We start from the raw sequence: 22,744 nt of genomic DNA, 5'->3' as shown, positions 1-22,744 counted from the left end.
AACCCGCTGTGCGTTTTTTCCCATGACGTGGAATTTATGCCCGATGCGCGACGTCAGGCGCCGACGGGGTTCAGCGGCTGAGCCGGCTGCCGCGCTTGCGGGTGCCCACCCCGACCATCGCGGCCACCCCGCTGCTGCCGTGGGCATGACAGATGGCGCAGGCCAGCGCGTCGGCGGCGTCCGACGAGGGGCTGGCGTCGAGGGCCAGCAGGCGCTCGACCATGTGGCAGACCTGCGCCTTGGCGGCCTTGCCGTGGCCTACCACGGCCTGCTTGACCTGCAGCGCGGTGTATTCGGCCACCGGCAGGTCGTGGGATACCGCGCCGCAGATCGCCGCCCCCCGGGCCTGGCCCAGCAGCAGGGTGGATTGCGGATTGACGTTCACGAAGACGATCTCCACCGCCACCTGGTCGGGCCGGTAGGTGGCGATGACCTCGCGCACCCCGTCGAGGATCACCTTGAGGCGTTCGGGCAGGCTGCCCTCGCCGCTCTTGATGACGCCGCTGGCCACGTAGCGCAGCTGGCTGCCCAGGGTGTCGATGACGCCGAAGCCGGTGTGGCGCAGGCCCGGGTCGATGCCCAGGATGCGCGTGGCGACGGTGGCGGAGGCGGCCGGGGGCTTCATTGGCGGGCCAGCCACACGCCGAACACGGTGACCGCCATGCCGGCCAGCGCCGGCCCGGTGAGGGTCTCGCCGAAGGCCGCCCAGGCGATGAGGGCGGTGGTGGGCGGGGTGAGGTAGAACAGGCTCGCCACATTCACGGCGCTGCCGCTGCGGATCAGCAGGTTGAGCAGGCTGATGGCGCCCACCGACAGCACCAGCACCAGCCACAGCAGGGCGAAGACGAAGGGGCCCGTCCAGTCGACGTGCAGGGTTTCGGTGTTCGCCGCGAACAGGGCCGACACGGCGAGGCAGGGCACGAACTGGATCACCGCGCCGGTGCGCAGGTCGAAGCGGGGGCAGAAGCGCTTCTGGTAGAGCGTGCCGGCGGTGATGCCGGCCAGCGCCAGCAGGGCCGGGACGAGCATGTCGGCCAGCCCGCCGCCGTCGGCCACCGCCACCACCTTGCTCGACACCACCAGCCCCACGCCGCCGAAACCCAGCACCAGCCCGGCCCACTGGCGCGGCTGGACCCGCTCGCCCAGCAGCAGCCCGGCGCCCAGCGCGGTGAGCAGCGGCTGCAGCCCCACCACCAGCGCGGTGATGCCCGCCGGCAGCCCCCGGTGGATGGCCGAGAACACGCCGCCCAGGTAGAGGGCGTGGACCAGCAGCCCGGCGATGCCGATGTGCAGCCACTGGCGGGGTTCCGCCGGCCAGGGGGCGCGGGTGGCCAGGGCGACGAGGCCCATCAGCCCGATCACCAGCCCGTAGCGCACGCACAGGAAGGTGATCGGCTCGGCGTAGGGCAGGCCGAACTTGGCGCCGATGAAGCCGGTGCTCCACAGCAGGACGAACAGGAGGGGGTAGAAGCGGGTCACGACGGGTGTGGAGGCAGGCTCGGGGCGGGCGGTGCCGCCGGAAGGTCAGGTGCCCGGGTGCTTGGCCCGGTACATGCGGGTGGAGGCGGAGACGATGATCTGCACGTCTTCGGGCGGAATGTCGGGGAGCTGGTCGCGCACCACCCGGTAGGCCAGGTGCTCGAGGGTCTGGCCGTTCCAGGCGTTGAGCGGGTCGAAGAAGGGCTCGATGATCAGGTAGGCCTTGTCGACCAGCTCGCGCAGGGTGAGGTTCTTGCGGCGTTCGGGGGTGATGCTCATGGCGTGGCTCCGGTGCAGTCGGTGGGATGATAACCCGCCGCTCGGGCCGGGTCGGGCCTTCGCGCGGGCGGTTCATACCACTTATCGGGCGCGGCGCGCTTTTCTGTTGCCCGATTGCGGCCGGCCCGCGGCGCTTGTGTTCGGGGCCGATTTGGGCGACAACGTCGCAGCTGTGTCCCGAACCCCGACGAGGAGAGCCCGATGCGCTACTGGCTGATGAAATCCGAACCCGACGACGTCTCCATCGACGACCTCGCGCAGCGCCCCGGCCAGACCGTGCCGTGGTACGGCGTGCGCAACTACCAGGCGCGCAACTTCATGCGCGACGCCATGCGGGTGGGCGACGGGGTGCTGTTCTACCACTCCGGCTGCGCCGAGCCCGGCATTGCCGGCATCGCGAAGGTGGCGGGCGACGCCTACCCCGACGCCACCCAGTTCGACCCGGCCAGCAAATACTTCGACCCGAAATCCACGCCCGAAAGCCCCCGCTGGGTGCACGTGGACGTGGGCTTCGTGCGCCGCACCCGGCTGGTGGGTTTGCCCGAATTGCGCCGCCACCCGGAACTCGCGAACATGCGCGTCCTCGCCCGCGGCAACCGGCTGTCGATCACCCCGGTCGAGCCGGCCGAATGGCGCTTCATCGTCGGGCAGCTGCTTGGCGCAACGGATCTTCGGGATTGGACATGAACATCGGAATCGAATGGCTGGCCGCCTATCTTGCCCTCGGGGCCTTCGTCGGCTTCTTTGCCGGGCTGCTCGGCGTGGGGGGCGGCGCGATCATGGTGCCGATGCTCACCACGCTGTTCGCCGCCCAGGGCTTCCCGCGGGAGCACATGATACATCTGGCGCTGGGAACCTCGATGGCCGGTATCGTAATCACCTCCCTGTCCAGCCTGCGCGCCCACCACGCCCACGGCGCCGTGCGCTGGGACATCGTGAAGGGCATCGCCCCGGGCGTGCTGGCCGGCACCTTCGCCGGCACCTTCGTCGCCTCCCGCGCGCCCACTCAGCCGCTGGCGATCTTCTTCGCCTGCTTCACCACCTACGTGGCGGTGCAGATGATCCTCAACGTGAAACCCAAGCCCACCCGCGAGTTGCCGGGCACCGTCGGGCTGATCGGCGTTGGTGGCGTGATTGGCGCCATCTCGTCGCTGGTGGCGATCGGCGGCGGCTCCCTGTCGGTGCCCTTCATGACCTGGTGCAACGTGAAGGTGCACAACGCCATCGGCACCTCCGCCGCCATCGGCCTGCCCATCGCCCTGGCCGGCGCGCTGGGCTATCTCATCAACGGCTGGGGCGCCCAGGGCCTGCCCGAGTGGTCGGTGGGTTTCGTCTATCTGCCGGCGCTGGTGCTCCTCAGCCTGCTCTCCAGCCTCACCGCGCCCATCGGCGCCCGGCTGGCCCACACGCTGCCGGTGGCCACGCTGAAGAAGATCTTCGCCGGCGTGCTGGTGCTGCTGTCGGCCAAGATGCTCCACACCGTGCTGGGCGGCTGAACGCCTAAAGTGGGCGGATTTCTGTCCGTGAACCTTCCGATCTATACCGTTCGGGTGGTGCCATGTCCGCAGCCAATGTCCGTCTCCAGCTCCAGTTCGATCTCGAACTGGCCGTGCCCGATTCCATGGCCACCCTCGATCACGCGCGGCTTTGCCAGAAGCTGGCCGAACTGCTGGGCCCGACGGTGATCCAGGGCCTGCCGGCGATCGCCGGCAAGCAGCTGGCCAAGGCCGAGGTGCGGGTGGTGAAGCACCACCACCGGCTCGACGCCCAGGCTAAGGCGGTGGCCCGCATCGAGCCGGCGCGCATCGTCGAGGCCGCGCCCCACCTCACCGACGCCGAGGTGGCAACCCTCGCCGCCCGCGCCGCCGCCCGGCTGCCCGCCGTCGAGGCCGAACAGGCGGCCTACCTGCGCAGCCAGGCCCTGGCCCTGGTCAACGAATACCGGCTGGTGGGCTGCCGGGTGGATGCGCTGCTGTCGAGCGGCAAGCCTGCGCAGATCGAGGGCAAGCTCAACCTCACCAACGGCCACATCTTTCTGGATGCCTCCCATCGCCAGACCCGCCTGCAACAGGCCCAGGGCCCGCTGCGGGTGGCGGTGGGCGAGACGGACGTGGTGCTGGCCGCGGAATGCTCCGGCCACACCCTCACCGGCCCGGTGCTCGACGTGGCGGTGAAGCAGCTGGTGCCCCACCGGGCTGCGCTGCTGGCCCGCTGGCAGGCGGGCTGAGGGGCCGGGGCGATCAGCGCCCCTTGAACACCGGCGGGCGCTTGCCCAGGAAGGCGTCCAGGCCTTCCTTGTAGTCGTCGGTGGCCAGGAAGTCGAAGGCCGCGCGTTTTTCGTCGGCGCCGAGGGGGCCGCCCTTCATCAGGCGATGCACCCACTGTTTGTGCCAGCGGGCCACCAGCGGCGCGCCCTTCACGATGCGGCCGGCGGTGGCGAGGGCTTCCTTCTCCACCTCCTCGTCGTCCACCACCCGGGTGAGCAGGCCTTTGCCGAGGGCCTCGCGGGCGCCGAGGATGCGGCCTTCGAGGAGGATCTCCAGCAGCACGGCGGGGCCGACGAGTTCCAGCAGGCCGGCCATCTCGCCCGGGTACATCGAGAAGCCCAGCTTGTTGATCGGCGCGCCGAAGCGGCTCGATTCGCCGGCGATGCGGATGTCGCAGCAGCCGGCGATCTCCAGCCCGCCGCCGATGCAGGCGCCCTGGATCATCGCCACCGTGGGCACCGGGCAGGCGCGGATGGCGTCGAGGGCGGCGGCGACCAGCTCCTCGTGATAGTGCAGCGCGTCGTCCACGGTGGCGCGCACCACCAGGAACTCCTCGATGTCGCCGCCGGCCGCGAAGGCCTTGTCGCCGGCGCCGCGCAGCACCACGCAGCGCAGGTCGGGGTTGGCGTTGAGTTCGCTCATCCGGCGTTGCAGGCCGCGCCACATGCCGGCGTCCACGGCGTTGAGCTTGTCCGGGTTGGAGAGGGTCAGGGTGGCGATGCCAGCTTCCTGGCTGAAGTGGATTTCTCCGGGCATGGCGGGCGCTTCCGTCGGGAGGGTTGATAAAATTATTTTATGTGGTGCAAAAATATTTCCATACGGCGTGGTATGGGGTCTTCTGTATGTTATATCATCCGGTTGGGCGTTGTATTGGCGCGGCTTCGCCCTGCGAGAAGCACCCACAACAATAGTCGTTCAGATCCCCGACACGGGGGCCAACAGGCAGATCGCGCCGCATCCAAGTGAATTTCCATGGGAGGGAAATCATGTCGAGCACTTCGTCTCAGAGTGCGGTCTACGCACGCATCAGACGCAACCCGCGCTTTGCCGAGCTGGTGTCCAAGCGCCAGGGCTTTGCCACCATCCTGTCCGTGATCGTCCTGACGATCTTCTACGGCTTCTTCATGGTCGTCGCCTTTCAGCCGCAGCTGATCGGCCAGCGCCTGTCGGAGGGTTCCTACCTCACCGTCGGCATCGCCTTCGAGCTGTTCATGTTCATCTTCTTCTGGGTGCTCACCGCGGTTTACGTGAAGCGCGCCAACGGCGAGTTCGACGAGATCACCGCCGAGATCATCCGCGACGCATCCAAGGAGGTGAAGTAATGCTTGCCCGTCTGAATCTTGCGCTGCTGGCGCTCCTCGCGCCCGCCATGGCGTTTGCCGGCGACGCGATCTCCGCCACCGAGAAGCAGCCCCTCAACCTGCACGCCATCGGGATGTTCGTGCTGTTCGTCTCGATGACCCTGGGCATCACCTACTGGGCGGCTGGCCGCACCAAGTCGGCATCCGACTTCTACACCGCCGGCGGTGGCATCACCGGCTTCCAGAACGGCCTCGCGATTGCCGGTGACTACATGTCCGCCGCCACCCTGCTGGGCCTCACCGCGCTGGTCTACACCAAGGGCGTCGATGGCTACATCTACATGATCGCCTTCTTCGCCGGCTGGCCCATCATCCTGTTCCTGATGGCCGAGCGCCTGCGCAACCTGGGCAAGTTCACCTTCGCCGACATCACCTCCTACCGCCTCAACCAGAGCAAGGTGCGCACGATGGCGGCGGTCTCGTCGCTCACCGTGGTGTGCTTTTACCTGGTGGCGCAGATGGTCGGCGCCGGTCAGCTCATCAAGCTGCTGTTCGGTCTCGACTACACCATCGCCCTGTTCGTCGTGGGCGCGCTGATGATGGTGTACGTCACCTTCGGCGGCATGGTGGCCACCACCTGGGTGCAGATCATCAAGGCCTGCATGCTCCTCGCCGGCGGCACGCTGGTGATGGTGCTGGCCATGTCCCAGTTCGGCTACAGCTTCGAGAACCTGATGTCCAAGGCCGTCTCGCTGCACACCATGGGCGAGAAGATCCTGTTCCCGGGCTCGCTGCTGCCGGATCCGGTCACCGCGCTGTCGCTGGGCCTGGGCCTGATGTTCGGCACCGCCGGCCTGCCGCACATCCTGATGCGCTTCTTCACCGTGACCAACGCCAAGGAGGCCCGCAAGTCGGTGCTCTACGCATCCGGTTTCGTGGCCTACTTCTTCAACGTGATCCTGCTGATGGGCCTCGCCGCCATCATCATCGTCGGCCAGAACCCCGAGTTCTTCGAGGGCGGCAAGATCGGCGGCAAGATCGTCGGCGGTGGCAACATGGTTGCGATGCACCTGGCCAAGGCCGTGGGCGGCAATCTGCTGCTGGGCTTCCTGTCGGCCGTGGCCTTCGCCACCATCCTGGCGGTGGTGTCCGGTCTGGCCCTGGCCGGTGCGGCCGCCATCTCCCACGACATCTACGCCCGCGTGATCCGCAAGGGCAAGGCCACCGAGACCGAAGAGCTGCGCGTGTCCCGGTTCGCCTCGGTGGGCCTGGGCCTGGTGGCCATCGTCCTCGGCATCGCCTTCGAGAAGATGAACGTGGCGTTCATGGTGGCCCTGGCCTTCGGCATCGCCGCCTCCGCCAACTTCCCGGTGCTGATCCTCTCCATGTACTGGAAGGGCCTCACCACCCGTGGCGCCGTGCTCGGCGGCTACGTCGGTCTGGTGGCCGCGGTGCTGTTCGTGCTGCTGTCCAAGTCGGTGTGGGTCACCGTGCTGGGCAACGCCCAGGCGATCTTCCCGTACGACCAGCCGGCCCTGTTCTCCATGCCGCTGGCCTTCCTGGTGACCATCGTGGTGTCGCTGCTCGACAACAGCGCCGAAGCCCAGGCCGAACGCGCTGCCTTCGAGGACCAGTACGTGCGTGCCCAGACCGGTTTCGGTGCCGCTGAAGCCAGCAGCCACTGATCCCCGGCCGCGCCCTTCGGGGCGCAGGGCCCAGCAAAAACCCCCGTCCGGTTGCCCGGCGGGGGTTTTTGTTTTCAGGCGACCCGCGGTGTCAGGCGGTGCTTTCCTTGCGGCTCGCGATCTTGGCCAGGGCCCGGCGGCCGCTCGAGATGTGGTCGCGCATCGCCTGTTCGATGCCGGCGGCGTCGCGCCGGCCAAGGGCTTCGAGGATGACGCGGTGCTCGGCGAGCGACTGCTCCAGCCGGCCCGCGCTGAACAGCGAGTGGTGGCGGGACAGCTTGATGACCTTGCGCAGATCGGTGATCGTCTGGGTGAGCCAGCGGTTGTCGGCGATCAGCTGGACTTCCTGGTGGAAGGTCTGGTTGGCCTCGAAGAAGCCGTCGATGTCCCGGTCGGCGGCGGCGCGCTCCAGGTCGTCGTGGATGCTGCGCAGGCGGGCCAGATCGTCCGCGGTGGCCTTGTGGGCGGTGTCGGCGGCGCATTGGCCCTCGAGGAGCGCCAGCACGGTGAAGATCTCGTCCAGGTCGCGCTCGGAGATCTCGGTGACGTAGCAGCCGCGGCGGGGTTTGAGCGTCACCAGCCCCTCGGCGGCGAGCACCTTGAGGGCCTCGCGCAGCGGGGTGCGGGAGATGCCGTAATCGGCGGCGAGGGCTTGCTCGTCCACCCAGGTGCCCGGCGGGAGTTCGTGGGCAAAGATGCGCTGGCGCAGGCGTTCGGCGACTTCCTGATAGAGGGCGAGGGGAGCGATGCGGCCAGCGTTCATGGAGGATGTGGACTTGTGGTGAATGAGGTGGATTCGGCTATTGCATCCATAATTATGGATAAAGTATTATCCCACGGATAGCAAGTCAAGTTCCTGCGCTGGAAGTAAACCTTGTTGCAGCCCGGCGGCTTCGGCCGTCGGCGCTCGAAAAACAGAGGGAGGGAGAAAACTGCCCGCGCAGGGCACGGCAGCCGGCCGTGGTCAGGGACCACGGCCGGTACTGGCGTCCCGGTTTGTATGCGAGTCCGGCTTCAAGACCGGGCCGGTCGAGCCGGGCAACACGTATCCAGGACAGAAAAGAGGCCGCTCCCGCGGCCCGTACTCTTGAGGGTAGAACCATGGCGAACACCAACGAACCGACCTTCCCGCAACCCGATCTGGCCGCCTGGAACAAGGCCGCCGCCAAGTCGGCTCCTGAAGGCGATGTCGCCAAACTGAACTGGGTGACGCCGGAAGGCATCACCGTCAAGCCGCTGTACACTGCGGCCGATCTCGAAGGCCTCAAGTACGCCAACACCCTGCCGGGTTTCGAGCCCTTCCTGCGCGGCCCCCAGGCCACCATGTACGCCGCCCGCCCCTGGACCATCCGCCAGTACGCCGGCTTCTCCACCGCCGAGGAATCCAACGCCTTCTACCGCAAGGCGCTCGCCGCCGGCGGTCAGGGCGTGTCGGTGGCCTTCGACCTGGCTACCCACCGCGGCTACGACTCCGATAACCCCCGCGTGGTGGGTGACGTCGGCAAGGCCGGCGTGGCCATCGACTCCGTCGAGGACATGAAGATCCTCTTCAACGAGATCCCCCTCGACAAGATCTCCGTCTCCATGACCATGAACGGCGCCGTGCTGCCGATCCTCGCCGGCTACATCGTGGCCGCCGAAGAGCAGGGCGTCTCGCAGGACAAGCTGTCCGGGACCATCCAGAACGACATCCTCAAGGAGTTCATGGTCCGCAACACCTACATCTACCCGCCGACGCCGTCGATGAAGATCATCGCCGATATCTTCAATTACACGTCGACCCACATGCCCAAGTTCAACAGCATCTCGATCTCGGGCTACCACATCCAGGAAGCGGGCGCGAACCAGGCCATCGAGCTGGCCTTCACCCTCGCCGACGGCGTCGAATACGTGCGCACCGGCATCAAGTCCGGCATGGATGTGGACACCTTCGCCGGCCGTCTGTCCTTCTTCTGGGCGGTGGGCATGAACTTCTACCTCGAGATCGCCAAGATGCGCGCCGCGCGCATGCTGTGGTGGCGTCTCATGAAGCAGTTCGAGCCGAAGAGCCAGAAGTCCATGATGCTGCGCACCCATAGCCAGACCTCCGGCTGGTCGCTCACCGAGCAGGACCCGTACAACAACGTCGTGCGCACCACCATCGAGGCCATGGCCGCGGTGTTCGGCGGTACCCAGTCGCTGCACACCAACGCCCTCGACGAAGCCATCGCGCTGCCCACCGAGTTCTCGGCCCGCATCGCCCGCAACACCCAGATCATCATCCAGGAAGAGACCCACATCTGTAACGTGGTCGACCCGTGGGCCGGCTCCTACATGATGGAAAAGCTCACCCAGGACATGGCCGACAAGGCCTGGGCGCTGATCGAAGAGATCGAAGCCATGGGCGGCATGACCAAAGCCGTCGAATCCGGCTGGGCCAAGATGAAGGTCGAAGAGTGCGCCGCCGAAAAGCAGGCCCGCATCGACTCCGGCAAGGACGTCATCGTCGGCGTCAACAAGTACAAGCTCGCCAAGGAAGACCCGATCGACATCCTCGACATCGACAACCACGTCGTGCGCGAGGCCCAGATCGAGCGCCTGGCCCGCATCCGTGCCACCCGCGATCAGGCCGCCGTCGACGCCGCCCTGGCCGCCCTCACCGAATGCGCTAAGACCGGCGAAGGCAACCTGCTGGATCTGGCCGTCAAGGCCGTGCGCCTGCGCGCCACCGTCGGCGAGATCTCCGACGCCCTCGAAGTCGTCTTCGGCCGCTACCGCGCCAACCCGCAGGCCGTTTCCGGCATCTACAACTCGGTGGTCGAAGGCAACGAAGACTGGCAGGCCCTCAAGGCCGACATCGACGCCTTCGTGGCCGAAGAAGGCCGCCGTCCGCGCATCATGATCGCCAAGCTCGGCCAGGACGGTCACGACCGCGGCGCCAAGGTGGTGGCTTCGGCCTTCGCCGACCTGGGCTTCGACATCGACATCGGCCCGCTCTTCCAGACTCCGGAAGAAGCCGCCCGTCACGCCGTCGAGAACGACGTGCATGCGGTGGGCTGCTCCAGCCTCGCCGCCGGCCACAAGACGCTGGTGCCGGCCGTCATCAAGGCCCTCAAGGATCAGGGCGCCGACGACATCATCACCTTCGTCGGTGGCGTGATCCCGGCCCAGGACTACGACGCGCTGTACAAGGCCGGTGCGGCCGGCATCTTCGGGCCCGGCACGCCGATCCCGACCGCCGCCCGCGAAGTGCTGAAGCAGATCCGCGCCGCCCGCAAGGCCTGAGCCTACCCGTGAGGAACAGCGCGCCGGCGAAAGCCGGCGTGCGCGTCATTGATGTCTTCCATGAACATGCCTGCCGACATTCCGCAGCGTGACGCCATCGATCAGGCCCTGGTCGACGGCGTGCTCAAGCATCAGCTGCGTCCGCTCGCCAAGACGATCACCCTGATCGAATCCCAGCGCCCGGACCACAAGGCGCGGGCCCGCAGCGTGCTCGAAGGCCTGCTGCCCCACACCGGCAACTCGATGCGCATCGGCATCTCCGGGGTGCCGGGCGTCGGCAAATCCACCTTCATCGAGGCCCTCGGCCTGTACCTCATCGAGCAGGGCCACAAGGTGGCGGTGCTGGCGGTCGATCCGTCCTCCAGCGTCACCGGCGGCTCCATCCTGGGCGACAAGACCCGGATGGAACTCCTCTCGCAGAACACCGGCGCCTTCATCCGCCCCAGCCCGTCGGCCGGCAGCCTGGGCGGCGTGGCCGAAAAGACCCGTGAGGCGATGCTGGTGTGCGAGGCCGCCGGCTTCGACGTCATCATCATCGAGACCGTCGGCGTCGGCCAGTCCGAGACCGCCGTGGCCGGCATGGCCGACATCTTCTGCCTGCTCCAGCTCCCCAACGCCGGCGACGACCTGCAGGCGATCAAGAAGGGGATCATGGAGATCGCCGACCTGATCGTCATCAACAAGGCCGACATCAACCCCCAGGCCGCCAACGTGGCCCGCTCCCAGATCAAGAGCGCGCTGGGCATGCTCCGCCACGCCTCGCCCAACTGGACGCCGCCGGTGCTCATGCTTTCGGCGTTGCAAAAGCAGGGCATCGCCGAATTCTGGAATACCATTGAGGATTACCGCTCCACCATGAAACGGAGCGGCGAGTTCGACGCGCGCCGGCGCCAACAGGCCCGGGCGTGGATGTGGGAACTCATCGACCAGGGCCTGCGGGCCCGGTTCGCAAGCCATGCCGCGGTTCAACAGGATCTGCCCGGCTTGCAGGCGGCCGTCGAGGCCGGCCAGACGACGCCTTCCGCAGCCGCTGCCCGGCTGCTCGGCCATCTGGGCTGAAAGAACACACCCGAATCATTGACTGGAGGCTGTAAATGCACGACATCATCCACCAGCTGGAAAAGAAGCGCGAAGCTGCCCGCCTTGGTGGCGGCCAGAAGCGAATCGACAGCCAGCACAAGAAAGGCAAGCTGACTGCCCGCGAACGTATCGAACTGCTCCTCGACCCGGATTCCTTCGAGGAATGGGACATGTTCAAGGAGCACCGCTGCGTCGACTTCGGCATGGATCAAGCCGAAAAGACCCCGGGTGACGGTGTCGTCGTCGGTTACGGCACCATCAACGGCCGCCTGGTGTTCGTGTTCTCCCAGGACTTCACCGTGTTCGGTGGCTCCCTGTCCGAAACCCACGCCGAGAAGATCTGCAAGGTCATGGACCAGGCCATGAAGGTCGGCGCCCCGGTGATCGGCCTCAACGACTCGGGCGGCGCCCGCATCCAGGAAGGCGTCGCCTCCCTTGGCGGTTACGCCGACGTGTTCCAGCGCAACGTGATGGCCTCCGGCGTCGTGCCGCAGATCTCCATGATCATGGGCCCCTGTGCCGGTGGCGCGGTGTACTCGCCGTCGATGACCGACTTCATCTTCATGGTGAAGGACTCGTCCTACATGTTCGTGACCGGCCCCGAAGTCGTGAAGACCGTGACCCACGAAGACGTGACCGCAGAAGAACTCGGTGGCGCCGTCACCCACACCACCAAGTCCGGTGTGGCCGACCTGGCCTTCGAGAACGACGTCGAGGCCCTCTCGATGCTGCGTCGTTTCATGAACTTCCTGCCGGCCAACAACCGCGAGCAGCCGCCCGTCACGCCGACCAACGACCCGGCCGACCGCTTCGACTACTCCCTCGACACCCTGGTGCCGGACAACGCCAACAAGCCGTACGACATGAAGGAGCTGATCGTCAAGGTTGTCGACGACAGCGACTTCTTCGAACTGCAGCCCGACTACGCCAAGAACATCATCATCGGCTTTGGCCGCATCGACGGTTCGCCGGTCGGCATCGTCGCCAACCAGCCGCTGGTGCTTGCCGGCTGTCTGGACATCAAGTCGGCGATCAAGGCTGCCCGCTTCGTGCGCTTCTGCGACGCCTTCAACATTCCGGTCGTCACCTTCGTCGACGTGCCCGGCTTCATGCCCGGCACCGCCCAGGAATACGGCGGCATCATCAAGCACGGCGCCAAGCTGCTCTACGCCTACGCCGAGTGCACCGTGCCGAAGGTCACCGTCATCACCCGCAAGGCCTACGGCGGCGCCTATGACGTGATGTCCTCCAAGCACCTGCGCGGCGACGTGAACCTCGCCTGGCCGTCGGCCGAAATCGCGGTGATGGGCCCGAAGGGCGCGGTGGAGATCATCTTCCGCGAAGAGAAGAACGACGCCGCCAAGCTCGCCGAGCGCGAAGCCGAGTACAAGGCCAAGTTCGCCAACCCGTTCGTGGCCGGCGCCCGTGGCTTCATCGACGACGTCATCATGCCCCACGCCACCCGCAAGCGGATCGCCCGCTCGCTGGCCATGCTCAAGGACAAGCAGCTCGACAACCCGTGGCGCAAGCACGGCAACATTCCGCTGTGATCGCCGAGGACGCCAAGAACATGTTTACCAAGATCCTGATTGCAAACCGCGGCGAAATCGCCTGCCGCGTCATCAAGACCGCCCGCAAGATGGGCATCGCCACCGTCGCCGTGTACTCCGAGGCCGACAAGGACGCCCTGTTCGTCGAGCTGGCCGACGAGGCCGTCTGCATCGGCCCGGCCGCCTCGAAAGAGTCCTACCTGGTCGCCGACAAGATCATCGCCGCGTGCAAGCAGACCGGTGCCCAGGCCGTTCACCCCGGCTACGGCTTCCTGTCCGAGAACGCCGAGTTCTCCCGCCGTCTTGAAGAAGAAGGCATCAAGTTCATCGGCCCGAAGCACTACTCCATCGCCAAGATGGGCGACAAGATCGAGTCCAAGAAGCTCGCCATCGAGGCCAAGGTCAACACCATTCCGGGTTACAACGACGCCATCGCCGGCCCCGACGAAGCCGTCGAGATCGCCAAGAAGATCGGCTATCCGGTGATGATCAAGGCCTCCGCCGGCGGCGGCGGCAAGGGTCTGCGGGTTGCCTACAACGACGCCGAAGCCCACGAAGGCTTCTCCTCCTGCGTCAATGAGGCCCGCAACTCCTTCGGCGACGACCGCGTCTTCATCGAGAAGTACGTCCTCGAGCCGCGCCACATCGAAATCCAGGTGCTGGGCGACTCCCACGGCAACTACGTGTACCTCAACGAGCGCGACTGCTCCATCCAGCGCCGTCACCAGAAGGTCATCGAAGAAGCGCCGTCCCCCTTCGTCGACGCCGAGATGCGCAAGGCGATGGGCGAACAGGCTGTGGCCCTGGCCCGTGCGGTCAACTACGAATCCGCGGGTACCGTCGAATTCGTGGTGTCCGGCGCCACCAAGGAGTTCTACTTCCTCGAGATGAACACCCGTCTCCAGGTGGAACACCCGGTCACCGAACTCATCACCGGCCTCGACCTCGTCGAGCAGATGATCCGCGTCGCCTACGGCGAGAAGCTGCCCCTCACCCAGGCCGACGTGAAGATCAACGGCTGGTCGATGGAATGCCGGATCAACGCCGAAGACCCGTTCCGCGGCTTCCTGCCCTCCACCGGCCGCCTGGTGAAGTTCCTGCCGCCGACCGAAACCACCGACGACAAGGGCACCACCCGCGTCGACACCGGCGTGTACGACGGTGGCGAGATCTCCATGTTCTACGACTCGATGATCGCCAAGCTCATCGTGCACGCCCCCACTCGCGCCGAGGCCATCGCCCGCATGCGCGACGCCCTCAACGGCTTCGTGATCCGCGGCATCTCGTCGAACATCCCGTTCCAGGCCGCGCTCATGCAGCACCCGGTCTTCCACTCGGGCATCTTCGACACCGGCTTCATCCCCAAGCACTACCCGACCGGCTTCGACGCCTCGATGGTGCCCCACGACGATCCGGCGCTGCTGGTCTCGGTGGCCGCTTATGTCTACCGTGCCTACACCGACCGCTCCGCCTCCATCTCCGGCCAGCTCCAGGGCCACGAGCGCCTGGTGGGCGACGAGTGGATGGTCATCCGCCTGAACAAGGAAGGCAACGAGCACCACCCGGTGGTCGCCAAGCCCATCGACGGCGGCTACCACGTCGAGTACATGGGCAAGAGCTACGAGCTCAAGTCCAACTGGAAGCTCGGTGAGTCCCTCTTCAACGGCACCGTCAATGGCGAGCCCTTCACCCTCCAGGTGGAGCGCCACAAGACCAAGTACAGCCTGTTCCACTGGGGCACCCGCGCCGACTTCATGGTGATGAGCGCCCGCGCCGCCGAACTGCTGGCCCTGATGCCCGAGAAGCTGCCGCCCGACCTCTCCAAGTTCCTGCTGTCCCCGATGCCGGGCCTGCTGCGCGAAGTGTCCGTGCAGGTCGGTCAGGAAGTGAAGGCCGGCGAGAAGCTGGCGGTCATCGAAGCCATGAAGATGGAAAACATCCTCAAGGCCGAGCAGGACTGCAAGGTCAAGAAGATCGTTGCCGCAGGCGGCGCCAGCCTGGCGGTGGACGAAGTCATCATCGAGTTCGAGTAATCCATTCGCCGCGGCGCCGGGCCGCTCCAGCCCGGCGCCGCGAGAAAACGTTTTCGTTCGATGGGGAGGGAGACTCGTCTTTCGGGGCGGGTTCCTGTCGAGGGATCGGGGTCGTCCTAGGACGGCCCCTTTTTTTGCCTGCGCCCACCGCGCCCGAGTTGAAACTTTTTGCGGCAAGTGCCGATTTAACACCCGACGCCGTTCAACACTTAACGGTGCCCGCGCGTTGGATACCCGAGAATCGTCTCAACCACCCGGAGCCTGCCGCCTTGCCACCGCTGCTCATCGTCAAGCTGGGGGATTACGCCCCGGTCTTCGCCCACCGCGAGGGCGACTTCGAAAGCTGGATCTCGTCCGGGCTGGGCGACGTGCCGGTGCGGGTGGTGGACCCGCGCAAGGGCGAGGCCCTGCCGGCCGCGGGCGAAGTGGCGGCCGCGGTGCTCACCGGCTCCCCGGCGATGGTCACCGACCGCGAAGCCTGGAGCGAAGCCACCGCCCGCTGGCTGGCCGCGCGGGTGGCCGAGGGGCTGCCCGTGCTGGGCATCTGCTACGGCCACCAGCTGCTGGCCCACGCCCTGGGCGGCGAGGCCGACTGGCACCCGCAAGGCATGGAGATCGGCACCGTCCGGGTCCGCAAATCCGACGCCGCCCGCCACGACCCGCTGTTTGCCGACCTGCCCGAGAGCTTCCCCGCCCACGTGGTGCACAGCCAGACCGCCCGCCGCCTGCCGCCCGGCGCCCAGTGCCTGGCCTCCAGCGACTTCGAGCCCCACCACGCCTTCCGCGTGGGGGAGGCCGCCTGGGGCGTGCAGTTCCACCCCGAGTTCGACACCGTCGCGATGCGCTGCTACATCCACCAGCTTGCCGGGCCGCTGCGCAAAGGCGGCGCCAACCCGGACACCCTGGCCGCGGCGGTCACCGAAACCCACGCCGCCACCAGCCTGCTGCGGCGCTTCGCCTGCTTCGTGATGGCGCGCACCGACGCCCGGCCGCCTCAGCCTCAGCCGTAACGCCGGGCCGCCTCCAGGGCGAGGCCGGCGCCGATGCTCCCGAACAGATCGCCCTCCACGCTGCGCGCCGTCGGCAGCTCGGCGGCGATGCGTGCCCGCAGCTGCGGAACCCCGCTCGCCCCGCCGGTGAAATAAAGCGTATCCACCCGGTCCCGCGTCACCCCGGCCTGATCCAGCAAGGCCGTCACCGTCGCCGCCACCCTGTCCACCAGGGAGCGGGTGGCCACGGCAAACGCCTCGGTGGTGATGTCGTGGGCAAGGCCCGCCTCCAGCCGGTCCAGGTCCAGGCGGGTGGCGGGGGCCGTGGAGAGGTCGATCTTCGCCTGCTCCACCTGCAGCGCCAGCCAGTGGCCCTCCCGCTGGCCGATCAGCCGGGCCAGGCGGTCCAGCTCGCGGCGGGCCGCGGCGTCCCGGTAGATCTGCTGGAAATCGGCAAAGGCCTGGCGGGTGTAGGCAAAGTTGATGGTGTGCCAGGTGGCCAGCTGGAAGAACAGCCCGGACGGCACCTCGGCGCCGCTCTTCATCAGGCCCCGGTAGCCCAGCAGCGGCATCGCGCACTCCAGCGACAAGGCCCGGTCGAAATCCGTGCCGCCCACGTGCAGGCCGGCGTTGCCCAGCAGGTCGTCCTTGCGATCCCCATGGCGGGCCCGCTCGGGGGACAGGCGCACCAGCGAGAAATCTGCCGTGCCGCCGCCGATGTCGGCGATCAGCACCAGCTCCTCCCGGTCCAGCCCCGCCTCGTAATGCCGCGCCGCGCCGATGGGCTCGAACTGGAAGCTCACCTCTTTGAAGCCCACCTGCCGGGCGATGGCGGCCAGCGTGTCCTCGGCGCGCCGGTCGGCGGTCGCGTCGCCATCCACAAAGAACACCGGCCGGCCGAACACCGCCTGCTCGAACCCGCGGCCCGCCTGGGCCTCGGCCCGGCGCTTCAGCTCGCCGATGAAGCTCGCCAGCAGATCCTTGAAAGGCAGCGCGCGGCCGCCCACCTCAGTGCTGCCCTCCATCAGCTTGCTGCCCAGCAGGCTCTTGAGTGCCCGCATCAGCCGGCCCTCGTAGCCCTCCAGGTACTCGGCCAGCGCGTCGCGCCCGAAGTGGGTGGATTCCTCGTCGGCATTGAAGAACACCGCCGACGGCAGCGTGGGTTTGCCGTCCTCGAGGATCAGCAGCGTCTCCCCGCCCGGACGCAGCCAGCCGACGGTGGAGTTGGAGGTTCCGAAGTCGATTCCGCAGGCGCGGGCGGGAGCGGCACTCATGGGCGGGCGTGGGGAGAGCGGGGGGCGGATGTTACGCCGGTTGGGGGGCGCGAGGAAGAGGCGCGCCGCCCACCGCCGGCAGCCGGGGTGTCGCGCTCCCCGCGGCCCCCACACCGCCCCTCATCCATCCCGAAAACCCCCAGCCGCACGCCAGACCGCGCTAGAAAGATGGCCAGACCTTCCAGACCTGGGGGATGTCGCGCCAGCCAGGCCCCCGCGCGGGCTGGGCCGACTCCGCTGCGCTGCAGCTATTTCCTGAAAAGCCCCCACTTAAATCCACCGGCTGGATAATAAATGGCTCGGAGCAATTAAAAAATTGCTCTGCCGGGCCGGGGTTGCGAAAAAATCGGATTAATTAATACCCCGGAGCAATTAATTATTTCCCGATCCGACGAGACCCGCGAACGAATCGGTAAAAAGCTGGGCCGATTCGGGATTAATAAATTGCCCGTATGCCTTTTTTCGCTCCGAAATCCGGATTAACCTGGGCCGTCGAGCAGTTAAAAAATTGCTGTCCAGCAATTTTTCTGGAGGTGGCCGGGAATAACCCGAGGCCCCGAAGACCGCGCCCCGGGGTCGGACGGCTTTTCGGGCCATCCCGCCAGCTCAGCCTCCCTGTAGGTCGGACTTCAGCCCGACTCCCGACGCCGGTACCCCCGGCAGGAGAAGCACGCCCCACGCGACCAGCACGAGCACGACAAAGAACTTGTCATCGGGGTCGGCGGGCGATAGATTTGGGTGGCATTGGCTGCTGTGGTCGCCGCGGAGCGATCGGGGGGCGATCTGGTGGGTGGTCGGGGGGGCGAGGGCGGACGCCGGGCAGGATTTCCGCAGCTATCCATTACGAATCTACATCTTTGCTGTATCACTAGTTGCATACCGCCAAAGAACAAAGGGATGCGAAGTCGTGAGGGGCGGCGAAACGGCTGGAAATCGATGTCATACGGCTGGCTGCGGCAGCTCTGGGGAAAACGCGCGCGGCCGTTCTTAAGGATCGCCATATTATTGGGTCCGGGTCTATAGTTCTCCATCGCCTCGTTATGGAACCAATAACAGCCGTTCAGCGATTCGTTAGGCCAGCGGCTTGGGTGTACGCTAATGTTTGAGACAAATTCTTAGGGAGAATCCATGCAATCCAACGCAGCATCAATACTTCACAAGAAGCTTGCAGAACTGGCAGATAGAATTGAAGGTATGCCAAACGAAACAAAATTCTCAGACCACTGGGGCTGGCAAGCTCCTCCCCTTGGAAAAATTGATCTTAGTTACATGGCAAGCTCATTGGCAGACCGCATAAGGTCAGTGGATTGGAGTTTAGCCACAGAAACGGAGGAAATATTTAGCGATCTGTCGGCTAAGGTTGAATGGCTAACCCAAAACACAATCCCAAACCTATGGAGTGGACCGCAAGCAGCAGAAGCCGTTGTTTGTTTCCTTACATGCTTAGATGCTCAAATCTCCGCACTAATATCTCCCGAACAGATTCGAAGCAGTTTGTTCCTTCCTGCAGCACTAAAGAAATACGTAACTGCCGCAAATCTTCGCCTTGAGCACGCAACAAAGTCAATTGATGGGATTGAAGCAAAAGTTGCAGCGATTAACGCGGCATTTGATACAGCTGAAAGGCTCCCGTCTACCCATGCTGAACTAGCTATTGCATTGGCCGAGGTAGACAAAGCAGCAAAGGGGGCGGAAAAGTTAAACGCGAAATCAGCAGCGACGTCTGATACGCTAGATGCACTAAAAATTAGGCTCGAAACGACAGAAAGTGAAGCGCAGGCAACACTCTCGAAGGTGCGTGAGGCATACCGCGCAGCAACCTCACAAGGACTTGCTCAAGCGTTTTCGGACAAATCTAAGTCACTGAACAAATCAATGCTGGTTTGGGTATTGGTGCTACTGGGTGCTCTAGTCGTAGCAGGACTGTTGTCGCATGATCGATTTCCAGAGATTCTCAAAGCACTTGATGGAAGGCCTGATTGGGGGCTCGTTTTGCTGCGACTTGCACTTGGCGCGTTAACGATCGCTCCCGCCGTTTGGGTGGCATGGGTTGCTACAAAGCAGATCGGGCAACGATTCCGACTTGCGGAGGATTATGCCTACAAGGCTGCTCTTTCCACCGCATATGAGGGTTATAGGGCCGAAGCGAGTCGCCTAGACCCATTGTTCGAGGCTCAACTATTCGCTACAGCTCTGGGCCGGCTCGATGAGCTTCCGCTCCGACTGGTGGAGCGCGATGTCCATGGCAGCCCTTGGCACGAACTTGTATCTTCTGCAGAGTTTAAGAGTGCCGTCGAAAATTTCCCTGATCTAAAAGAGAAAATATCAAGCATATTTCGCAATAGAAAGCCAATATCACCCCCAGCGGCAGAAGGGGTAGCAAGAGACGCTATGAAGCCAGATGCCTAGTTTTTCTAAGGACTTTCCCGTCAGGCACCGCTTTCCAATATCCGGCCACCGTGCCGGTTTTTTCCTGCTCAACTGCGATTCCTTATCGACCTACATGCTTTCCCGCTTGCCGATTCGCCTTCCCCTCAATCCTTCTTCAACAACCCCGCCAGCCCCGCAAACGGTGAATGCGTCGCGGCCTTGCCCGGCTGTTTGGCCGTGACGTTGCCCTGGGTGGCTTCGAGTTGGCGCTGGTGTTCGTTGTCGTGGCAATACACGCACAAAAGCTCCCAGTTGCTGCCGTCGGGCGGGTTGTTGTCGTGGTTGTGGTCGCGGTGGTGGACGGTGAGTTCGCGCAGGTTGGTGTGGGTGAAGGTTCGGGCGCAGCGGCCGCAGACCCACGGGTAGATCTTGAGGGCTTTTTCGCGGTAGCCCTCGGCGCGCTTGTCGGCGGCGCGGCGGGCTTCGAGGACGAGTCGGTCGAGTTTTTCGCTCATGGCTTGGGCTCAGGCGGTGCGGCGGGCGAGGTCGCCGAGGGCGTCGCCGACCACTTCGGCGGCCTTCAGCAGGGTGGCTTCGTCCACGATCAGCGGCGGGGCGAAGCGCAGCACGCTGTCGTGGGTGTCCTTGGTCATCAGGCCGCGGGCGAGCAGCCATTCGGCGGCAGTGCGGGCGGTGACGCGGGTGGTGTCCAGCTCCATGCCGATCAGCAGGCCGCGGCCGCGTACTTCGCGGATCAGCGGGTTGTCGATGGCCTGCAGGCGGGCGAGGAAGATCTCGCCCAGGCGGGCGGCGCGTTCGGCGAGCTTCTCGTCGGCGAGCAGGGCCAGGGCTTCGCTGGCCACCGCGGCGGCGAGCGGGTTGCCGCCGAAGGTGGAGCCGTGGTCGCCGGGGCGGAAGACCTGCATCAGACGGTCGTCGGCCAGGAAGGCGGCCACCGGCAGCAGGCCGCCACCCAGGGCCTTGCCGAGGATGACGCCGTCCGGGCGCACGCCTTCGTGATCGACGGCCAGCAGCTTGCCGGTGCGGCCGAGGCCGGTCTGCACCTCGTCGGCGATCAGCAGCACGTTGCGGGTGCGGCAGATTTCGGCGCAGCGGGTGAGCCAGCCGGCGGGGGGGATGTTGATGCCGCCTTCGCCCTGGATGGGCTCGAACAGGAAGGCGGCGGTGTTGGGGCCGATGGCGGTTTCGAGGGCGTCGGCGTCGCCGAAGGGGATGGTTTTGAAGCCGGGTGCGAAGGGGCCGAAGCCGGCGCGGTACTGGGCGTCGGAGGAGAAGCCGACGACGGTGGTGGTGCGGCCGTGGAAGTTGTTGGCGCACACGATGATTTCGGCCTGGCCTTCGGGCACGCCCTTGACGGTGTGGGCCCACTTGCGGGCGGCCTTGATGGCGGTCTCGACGGCTTCGACGCCGGTGTTGACGGGCAGGGCCCGGTCGTAGCCCAAAAGCGCCGACAGGCGTTCGAGCAGCAGCGGCAGGCGGTCGTTGGAGTAGGCGCGGGAGGTGAGGGCGAGGCGGCCGGCCTGCTCGGTGAGGGCGCGCACCAGCCGCGGGTGGCTGTGGCCGAAGCTGACCGCCGAGTAGGCGCTCATCATGTCGAGGTAGCGGCGACCTTCCACGTCCCACAGCCAGGGGCCTTCGCCGCGGCTGAAGACCACCGGCAGCGGCGCGTAGTTGCGGGCGCCGAAGGTGTCTTCCCGGTGGCGGAGCTGGGCGGTGGTGGGGCCGAGGGCGGCGGCGGCGAGTTCGACCACCCAGCGGGCGCCGCTGCCGTCGCGGTCGCGCTCGGGCACGTACTCGACGATCTCGAGGCCGACCAGATCGGCGCAGCTGCGCAGGCCGTGGAGGGTGTCCACCAGCGCCTGAGGGTCTAGGCCGTTGGGCTCCAGGCAGGTGGTGGCGGGCAGTCTGGCGCAGTCCATCGCGTCGAGATCGACCGACACGCCGAAGCCGGCGGTGCCCTCGCGGGCGATGGTCATGGCGTCGCACATCACCGCGGCGAGGCCCCGGGCGCGTACTTCGGGCATGTAGAAGATCTTCACGCCGAGCTTTTCGAGGAGCTTGGGCTCTTCGGGCTCCCACGAGCGGGCGCCGACGATGACCACGTGGGCCGGGTCGAGGTGGGGGCCGGGCAGGCCGGTGAGGGTTTCGTCGCCGATGCCCAGCAGGGCCGCCAGGGGCATGCCGTGGATGTTGCCGGAGTGGGTGGTCTGGGGGGTGTGGGCGTCGAGGTGGGCGTCCACCCAGATCAGCCCGAGCTTGCCGCGGGGGGCGAGCTGGCGGGCCACGCCGCGCCAGGTGCCGGCGCCGATGGCGTGGTCGCCGCCGAGCACCAGCGGGATGGCGTCGTCGGCGCGGATGGAGGCGGTGATGTCGGCCAGATCGTGGAGCAGGTGGCTCACGGTGCCCAGGCGCTCGTTCATGGGCGGGTGGGGCGGCTTGGGGGCGGCGGGTTCGAGCAGGGTCTGCCAGCGGGCGCGGATGCCGCGCTGGCCGAGGTGGGCTTCGATGCCCAGATCGCGCAGGGCGCGGGGGCCGGCGGCGGGCCCGAAGATGGGCGCGCCAAGGCAGGAGCCGACGCCGACGATGCGGACCGGGCGGGGGGGCACGAACGGGGCTGGCATGGTGTTCCTTCAGTGCGGCGGTCGATGCCTGTTTGAGCGCGCCGACGGGCGTTTGTTCAGCGGAGGCCGGTGTGGCCGGGGGAGGGGCGGGCGATGGCGCTGCCGCGCCCGTCCGGATGGTAAACGCCCGAGTGTTGCGGTTTCGGGAAGCCGGCGGTCAGGCCAGCCAGCGCCAGGCTTCGAGGGCGGTCAGGGCGGCGAGGGCCACGCCAGCGCCGATCAGCCAGCGGCGCTGACGGGTGTTGGCCGCGGCGAGGCGGGCGATTTCGGCCCGGGCCGCGTCGTCGCGCTTCTCGGAGGCCAGCGCCTGATGCATCAGGCGCGGCAGCTGGGGCAGGGTGGCGGCCCAGGCGGGGGCTTCGTCCTTCATGTGGCGGACGAGGGCGCGCCAGCCGATCTGCTCGCTCATCCAGCGTTCGAGGAAGGGCTTGGCGGTCTTCCACAGGTCGAGTTCGGGGTCGAGCTGGCGACCGAGGCCTTCGATGTTGAGCAGGGTCTTCTGCAGCAGCACCAGCTGAGGCTGGACTTCCA

General features: G+C 66.4%; 19 protein-coding genes and 1 pseudogene. 11 read left to right on the top strand and 9 right to left on the bottom strand.

Annotation, left to right across the window (positions count from 1 at the left end; all coding sequences use genetic code 11):
• Positions 1-70 precede the first annotated feature (70 nt).
• From ruvC to ACE3N6_RS11175, 3 genes are read right to left on the bottom strand one after another with little or no spacing between them, the layout of a single operon-like run.
• A complete protein-coding gene (gene ruvC / locus ACE3N6_RS11185; protein WP_374245782.1) occupies positions 71-625 on the bottom strand; it encodes a crossover junction endodeoxyribonuclease RuvC in 555 nt (184 codons plus the stop codon).
• Positions 622-1,479 carry a DMT family transporter gene (locus ACE3N6_RS11180; protein WP_374245780.1) on the bottom strand — a complete coding sequence of 286 codons (858 nt, stop codon included), beginning with the start codon at positions 1,477-1,479 and terminating at the stop codon, positions 622-624. The genes ruvC and ACE3N6_RS11180 overlap by 4 nt, the downstream gene beginning before the upstream one ends.
• Positions 1,480-1,524: 45 nt before the next feature.
• Entirely contained in the window at positions 1,525-1,758 is a 234-nt protein-coding gene (locus ACE3N6_RS11175) for a hypothetical protein (protein WP_374245778.1), read from the bottom strand.
• Positions 1,759-1,959: 201 nt separating this feature from the next.
• Between ACE3N6_RS11175 and ACE3N6_RS11170 the strand changes: the two genes are divergently transcribed.
• From ACE3N6_RS11170 to ACE3N6_RS11160, 3 genes are all read left to right on the top strand, one after another.
• Positions 1,960-2,445 (top strand): EVE domain-containing protein, encoded by a 486-nt coding sequence (locus tag ACE3N6_RS11170; protein WP_374245776.1) that lies wholly within the window; start codon positions 1,960-1,962, stop codon positions 2,443-2,445.
• Positions 2,442-3,254, top strand: a complete 813-nt coding sequence (locus ACE3N6_RS11165) for a sulfite exporter TauE/SafE family protein (protein ID WP_374245774.1) — start codon at positions 2,442-2,444, stop codon at positions 3,252-3,254. Before ACE3N6_RS11170 ends, ACE3N6_RS11165 begins: the two co-directional genes overlap by 4 nt.
• A gap of 62 nt (positions 3,255-3,316) precedes the next feature.
• Complete coding sequence (locus ACE3N6_RS11160) at positions 3,317-3,985, top strand: hypothetical protein (protein WP_374245772.1); 669 nt, start codon at positions 3,317-3,319, stop codon at positions 3,983-3,985.
• Between the two features lie 13 nt (positions 3,986-3,998).
• Here ACE3N6_RS11160 and ACE3N6_RS11155 read toward each other — a convergent pair whose 3' ends face one another.
• Positions 3,999-4,781 (bottom strand): enoyl-CoA hydratase/isomerase family protein, encoded by a 783-nt coding sequence (locus ACE3N6_RS11155; RefSeq protein ID WP_374245770.1) that lies wholly within the window; start codon positions 4,779-4,781, stop codon positions 3,999-4,001.
• A gap of 230 nt (positions 4,782-5,011) precedes the next feature.
• On the opposite strand from ACE3N6_RS11155, the gene ACE3N6_RS11150 reads away from it, so the two are divergent.
• Complete coding sequence (locus ACE3N6_RS11150; protein ID WP_374245767.1) at positions 5,012-5,347, top strand: DUF485 domain-containing protein; 336 nt, start codon at positions 5,012-5,014, stop codon at positions 5,345-5,347.
• Entirely contained in the window at positions 5,347-7,011 is a 1,665-nt protein-coding gene (locus ACE3N6_RS11145) for a cation acetate symporter (RefSeq protein ID WP_374245765.1), read from the top strand. The genes ACE3N6_RS11150 and ACE3N6_RS11145 overlap by 1 nt, the downstream gene beginning before the upstream one ends.
• A gap of 91 nt (positions 7,012-7,102) precedes the next feature.
• Here ACE3N6_RS11145 and ACE3N6_RS11140 read toward each other — a convergent pair whose 3' ends face one another.
• Complete coding sequence (locus ACE3N6_RS11140; RefSeq protein WP_374245763.1) at positions 7,103-7,774, bottom strand: GntR family transcriptional regulator; 672 nt, start codon at positions 7,772-7,774, stop codon at positions 7,103-7,105.
• Between the two features lie 338 nt (positions 7,775-8,112).
• On the opposite strand from ACE3N6_RS11140, the gene scpA reads away from it, so the two are divergent.
• From scpA to ACE3N6_RS11115, 5 genes are all read left to right on the top strand, one after another.
• Positions 8,113-10,275 (top strand): methylmalonyl-CoA mutase, encoded by a 2,163-nt coding sequence (gene scpA / locus ACE3N6_RS11135; RefSeq protein WP_374245761.1) that lies wholly within the window; start codon positions 8,113-8,115, stop codon positions 10,273-10,275.
• Positions 10,276-10,341: 66 nt separating this feature from the next.
• A complete protein-coding gene (gene meaB, locus ACE3N6_RS11130; protein WP_374245816.1) occupies positions 10,342-11,334 on the top strand; it encodes a methylmalonyl Co-A mutase-associated GTPase MeaB in 993 nt (330 codons plus the stop codon).
• A gap of 35 nt (positions 11,335-11,369) precedes the next feature.
• Positions 11,370-12,905, top strand: coding sequence for an acyl-CoA carboxylase subunit beta (locus ACE3N6_RS11125; RefSeq protein WP_374245759.1), 1,536 nt, complete (start codon positions 11,370-11,372; stop codon positions 12,903-12,905).
• 20 nt (positions 12,906-12,925) lie between these two features.
• The gene (locus ACE3N6_RS11120) at positions 12,926-14,938 is read left to right on the top strand and encodes an acetyl-CoA carboxylase biotin carboxylase subunit (protein ID WP_374245757.1); all 2,013 of its coding nucleotides are present in this window, start codon (positions 12,926-12,928) and stop codon (positions 14,936-14,938) included.
• Positions 14,939-15,207: 269 nt separating this feature from the next.
• Positions 15,208-15,948 (top strand): glutamine amidotransferase, encoded by a 741-nt coding sequence (locus ACE3N6_RS11115; RefSeq protein ID WP_374245754.1) that lies wholly within the window; start codon positions 15,208-15,210, stop codon positions 15,946-15,948.
• Here the strand turns inward: ACE3N6_RS11115 and ACE3N6_RS11110 are convergent.
• Positions 15,939-17,201, bottom strand: a complete 1,263-nt coding sequence (locus tag ACE3N6_RS11110; protein ID WP_374245752.1) for an Hsp70 family protein — start codon at positions 17,199-17,201, stop codon at positions 15,939-15,941. The genes ACE3N6_RS11115 and ACE3N6_RS11110 overlap by 10 nt on opposite strands.
• Before the next feature lie 1,128 nt (positions 17,202-18,329).
• Here ACE3N6_RS11110 and ACE3N6_RS11105 point away from each other — a divergent pair.
• Positions 18,330-19,610, top strand: a complete 1,281-nt coding sequence (locus ACE3N6_RS11105; RefSeq protein ID WP_374245750.1) for a hypothetical protein — start codon at positions 18,330-18,332, stop codon at positions 19,608-19,610.
• A 125-nt stretch (positions 19,611-19,735) separates the two neighbouring features.
• Here ACE3N6_RS11105 and ACE3N6_RS11100 read toward each other — a convergent pair whose 3' ends face one another.
• The 3 genes and pseudogenes from ACE3N6_RS11100 to ACE3N6_RS11090 all read right to left on the bottom strand — a co-directional run.
• Positions 19,736-20,086: a YajD family HNH nuclease gene (locus ACE3N6_RS11100; RefSeq protein ID WP_374245748.1), complete on the bottom strand. Its 351-nt coding sequence runs from the start codon at positions 20,084-20,086 to the stop codon at positions 19,736-19,738.
• A 9-nt stretch (positions 20,087-20,095) separates the two neighbouring features.
• Positions 20,096-22,213: an ornithine--oxo-acid transaminase gene (gene rocD, locus ACE3N6_RS11095; protein ID WP_374245746.1), complete on the bottom strand. Its 2,118-nt coding sequence runs from the start codon at positions 22,211-22,213 to the stop codon at positions 20,096-20,098.
• Positions 22,214-22,370: 157 nt separating this feature from the next.
• Positions 22,371-22,744 (bottom strand): annotated as a pseudogene (locus tag ACE3N6_RS11090) (ubiquinone biosynthesis regulatory protein kinase UbiB); the annotation flags it as partial.

The organism is Zoogloea sp. (assembly GCF_041904905.1).
GTDB lineage: Bacteria > Pseudomonadota > Gammaproteobacteria > Burkholderiales > Rhodocyclaceae > Zoogloea.
Note: the sequence above shows the minus strand (reverse complement) of the source record. Positions and strands in the feature narration are given on the sequence as shown.

Bases quoted from the DNA above. Each gene is read 5' to 3' on its own strand.
- ACE3N6_RS11170 (WP_374245776.1), top strand. From the start codon at position 1,960: ATGCGCTACTGGCTGATGAAATCCGAACCCGACGACGTCTCCATCGAC.
- ACE3N6_RS11125 (WP_374245759.1), top strand. From the start codon at position 11,370: ATGCACGACATCATCCACCAGCTGGAAAAGAAGCGCGAAGCTGCCCGC.
- ACE3N6_RS11145 (WP_374245765.1), top strand. From the start codon at position 5,347: ATGCTTGCCCGTCTGAATCTTGCGCTGCTGGCGCTCCTCGCGCCCGCC.
- ACE3N6_RS11100 (WP_374245748.1), bottom strand. From the start codon at position 20,086: ATGAGCGAAAAACTCGACCGACTCGTCCTCGAAGCCCGCCGCGCCGCC.
- ACE3N6_RS11140 (WP_374245763.1), bottom strand. From the start codon at position 7,774: ATGAACGCTGGCCGCATCGCTCCCCTCGCCCTCTATCAGGAAGTCGCC.
- ACE3N6_RS11175 (WP_374245778.1), bottom strand. From the start codon at position 1,758: ATGAGCATCACCCCCGAACGCCGCAAGAACCTCACCCTGCGCGAGCTG.
- ACE3N6_RS11105 (WP_374245750.1), top strand. From the start codon at position 18,330: ATGCAATCCAACGCAGCATCAATACTTCACAAGAAGCTTGCAGAACTG.
- rocD (WP_374245746.1), bottom strand. From the start codon at position 22,213: ATGCCAGCCCCGTTCGTGCCCCCCCGCCCGGTCCGCATCGTCGGCGTC.
- ACE3N6_RS11150 (WP_374245767.1), top strand. From the start codon at position 5,012: ATGTCGAGCACTTCGTCTCAGAGTGCGGTCTACGCACGCATCAGACGC.
- ACE3N6_RS11110 (WP_374245752.1), bottom strand. From the start codon at position 17,201: ATGAGTGCCGCTCCCGCCCGCGCCTGCGGAATCGACTTCGGAACCTCC.
- ACE3N6_RS11160 (WP_374245772.1), top strand. From the start codon at position 3,317: ATGTCCGCAGCCAATGTCCGTCTCCAGCTCCAGTTCGATCTCGAACTG.
- ACE3N6_RS11155 (WP_374245770.1), bottom strand. From the start codon at position 4,781: ATGCCCGGAGAAATCCACTTCAGCCAGGAAGCTGGCATCGCCACCCTG.
- ruvC (WP_374245782.1), bottom strand. From the start codon at position 625: ATGAAGCCCCCGGCCGCCTCCGCCACCGTCGCCACGCGCATCCTGGGC.
- ACE3N6_RS11165 (WP_374245774.1), top strand. From the start codon at position 2,442: ATGAACATCGGAATCGAATGGCTGGCCGCCTATCTTGCCCTCGGGGCC.
- ACE3N6_RS11120 (WP_374245757.1), top strand. From the start codon at position 12,926: ATGTTTACCAAGATCCTGATTGCAAACCGCGGCGAAATCGCCTGCCGC.
- scpA (WP_374245761.1), top strand. From the start codon at position 8,113: ATGGCGAACACCAACGAACCGACCTTCCCGCAACCCGATCTGGCCGCC.
- meaB (WP_374245816.1), top strand. From the start codon at position 10,342: ATGCCTGCCGACATTCCGCAGCGTGACGCCATCGATCAGGCCCTGGTC.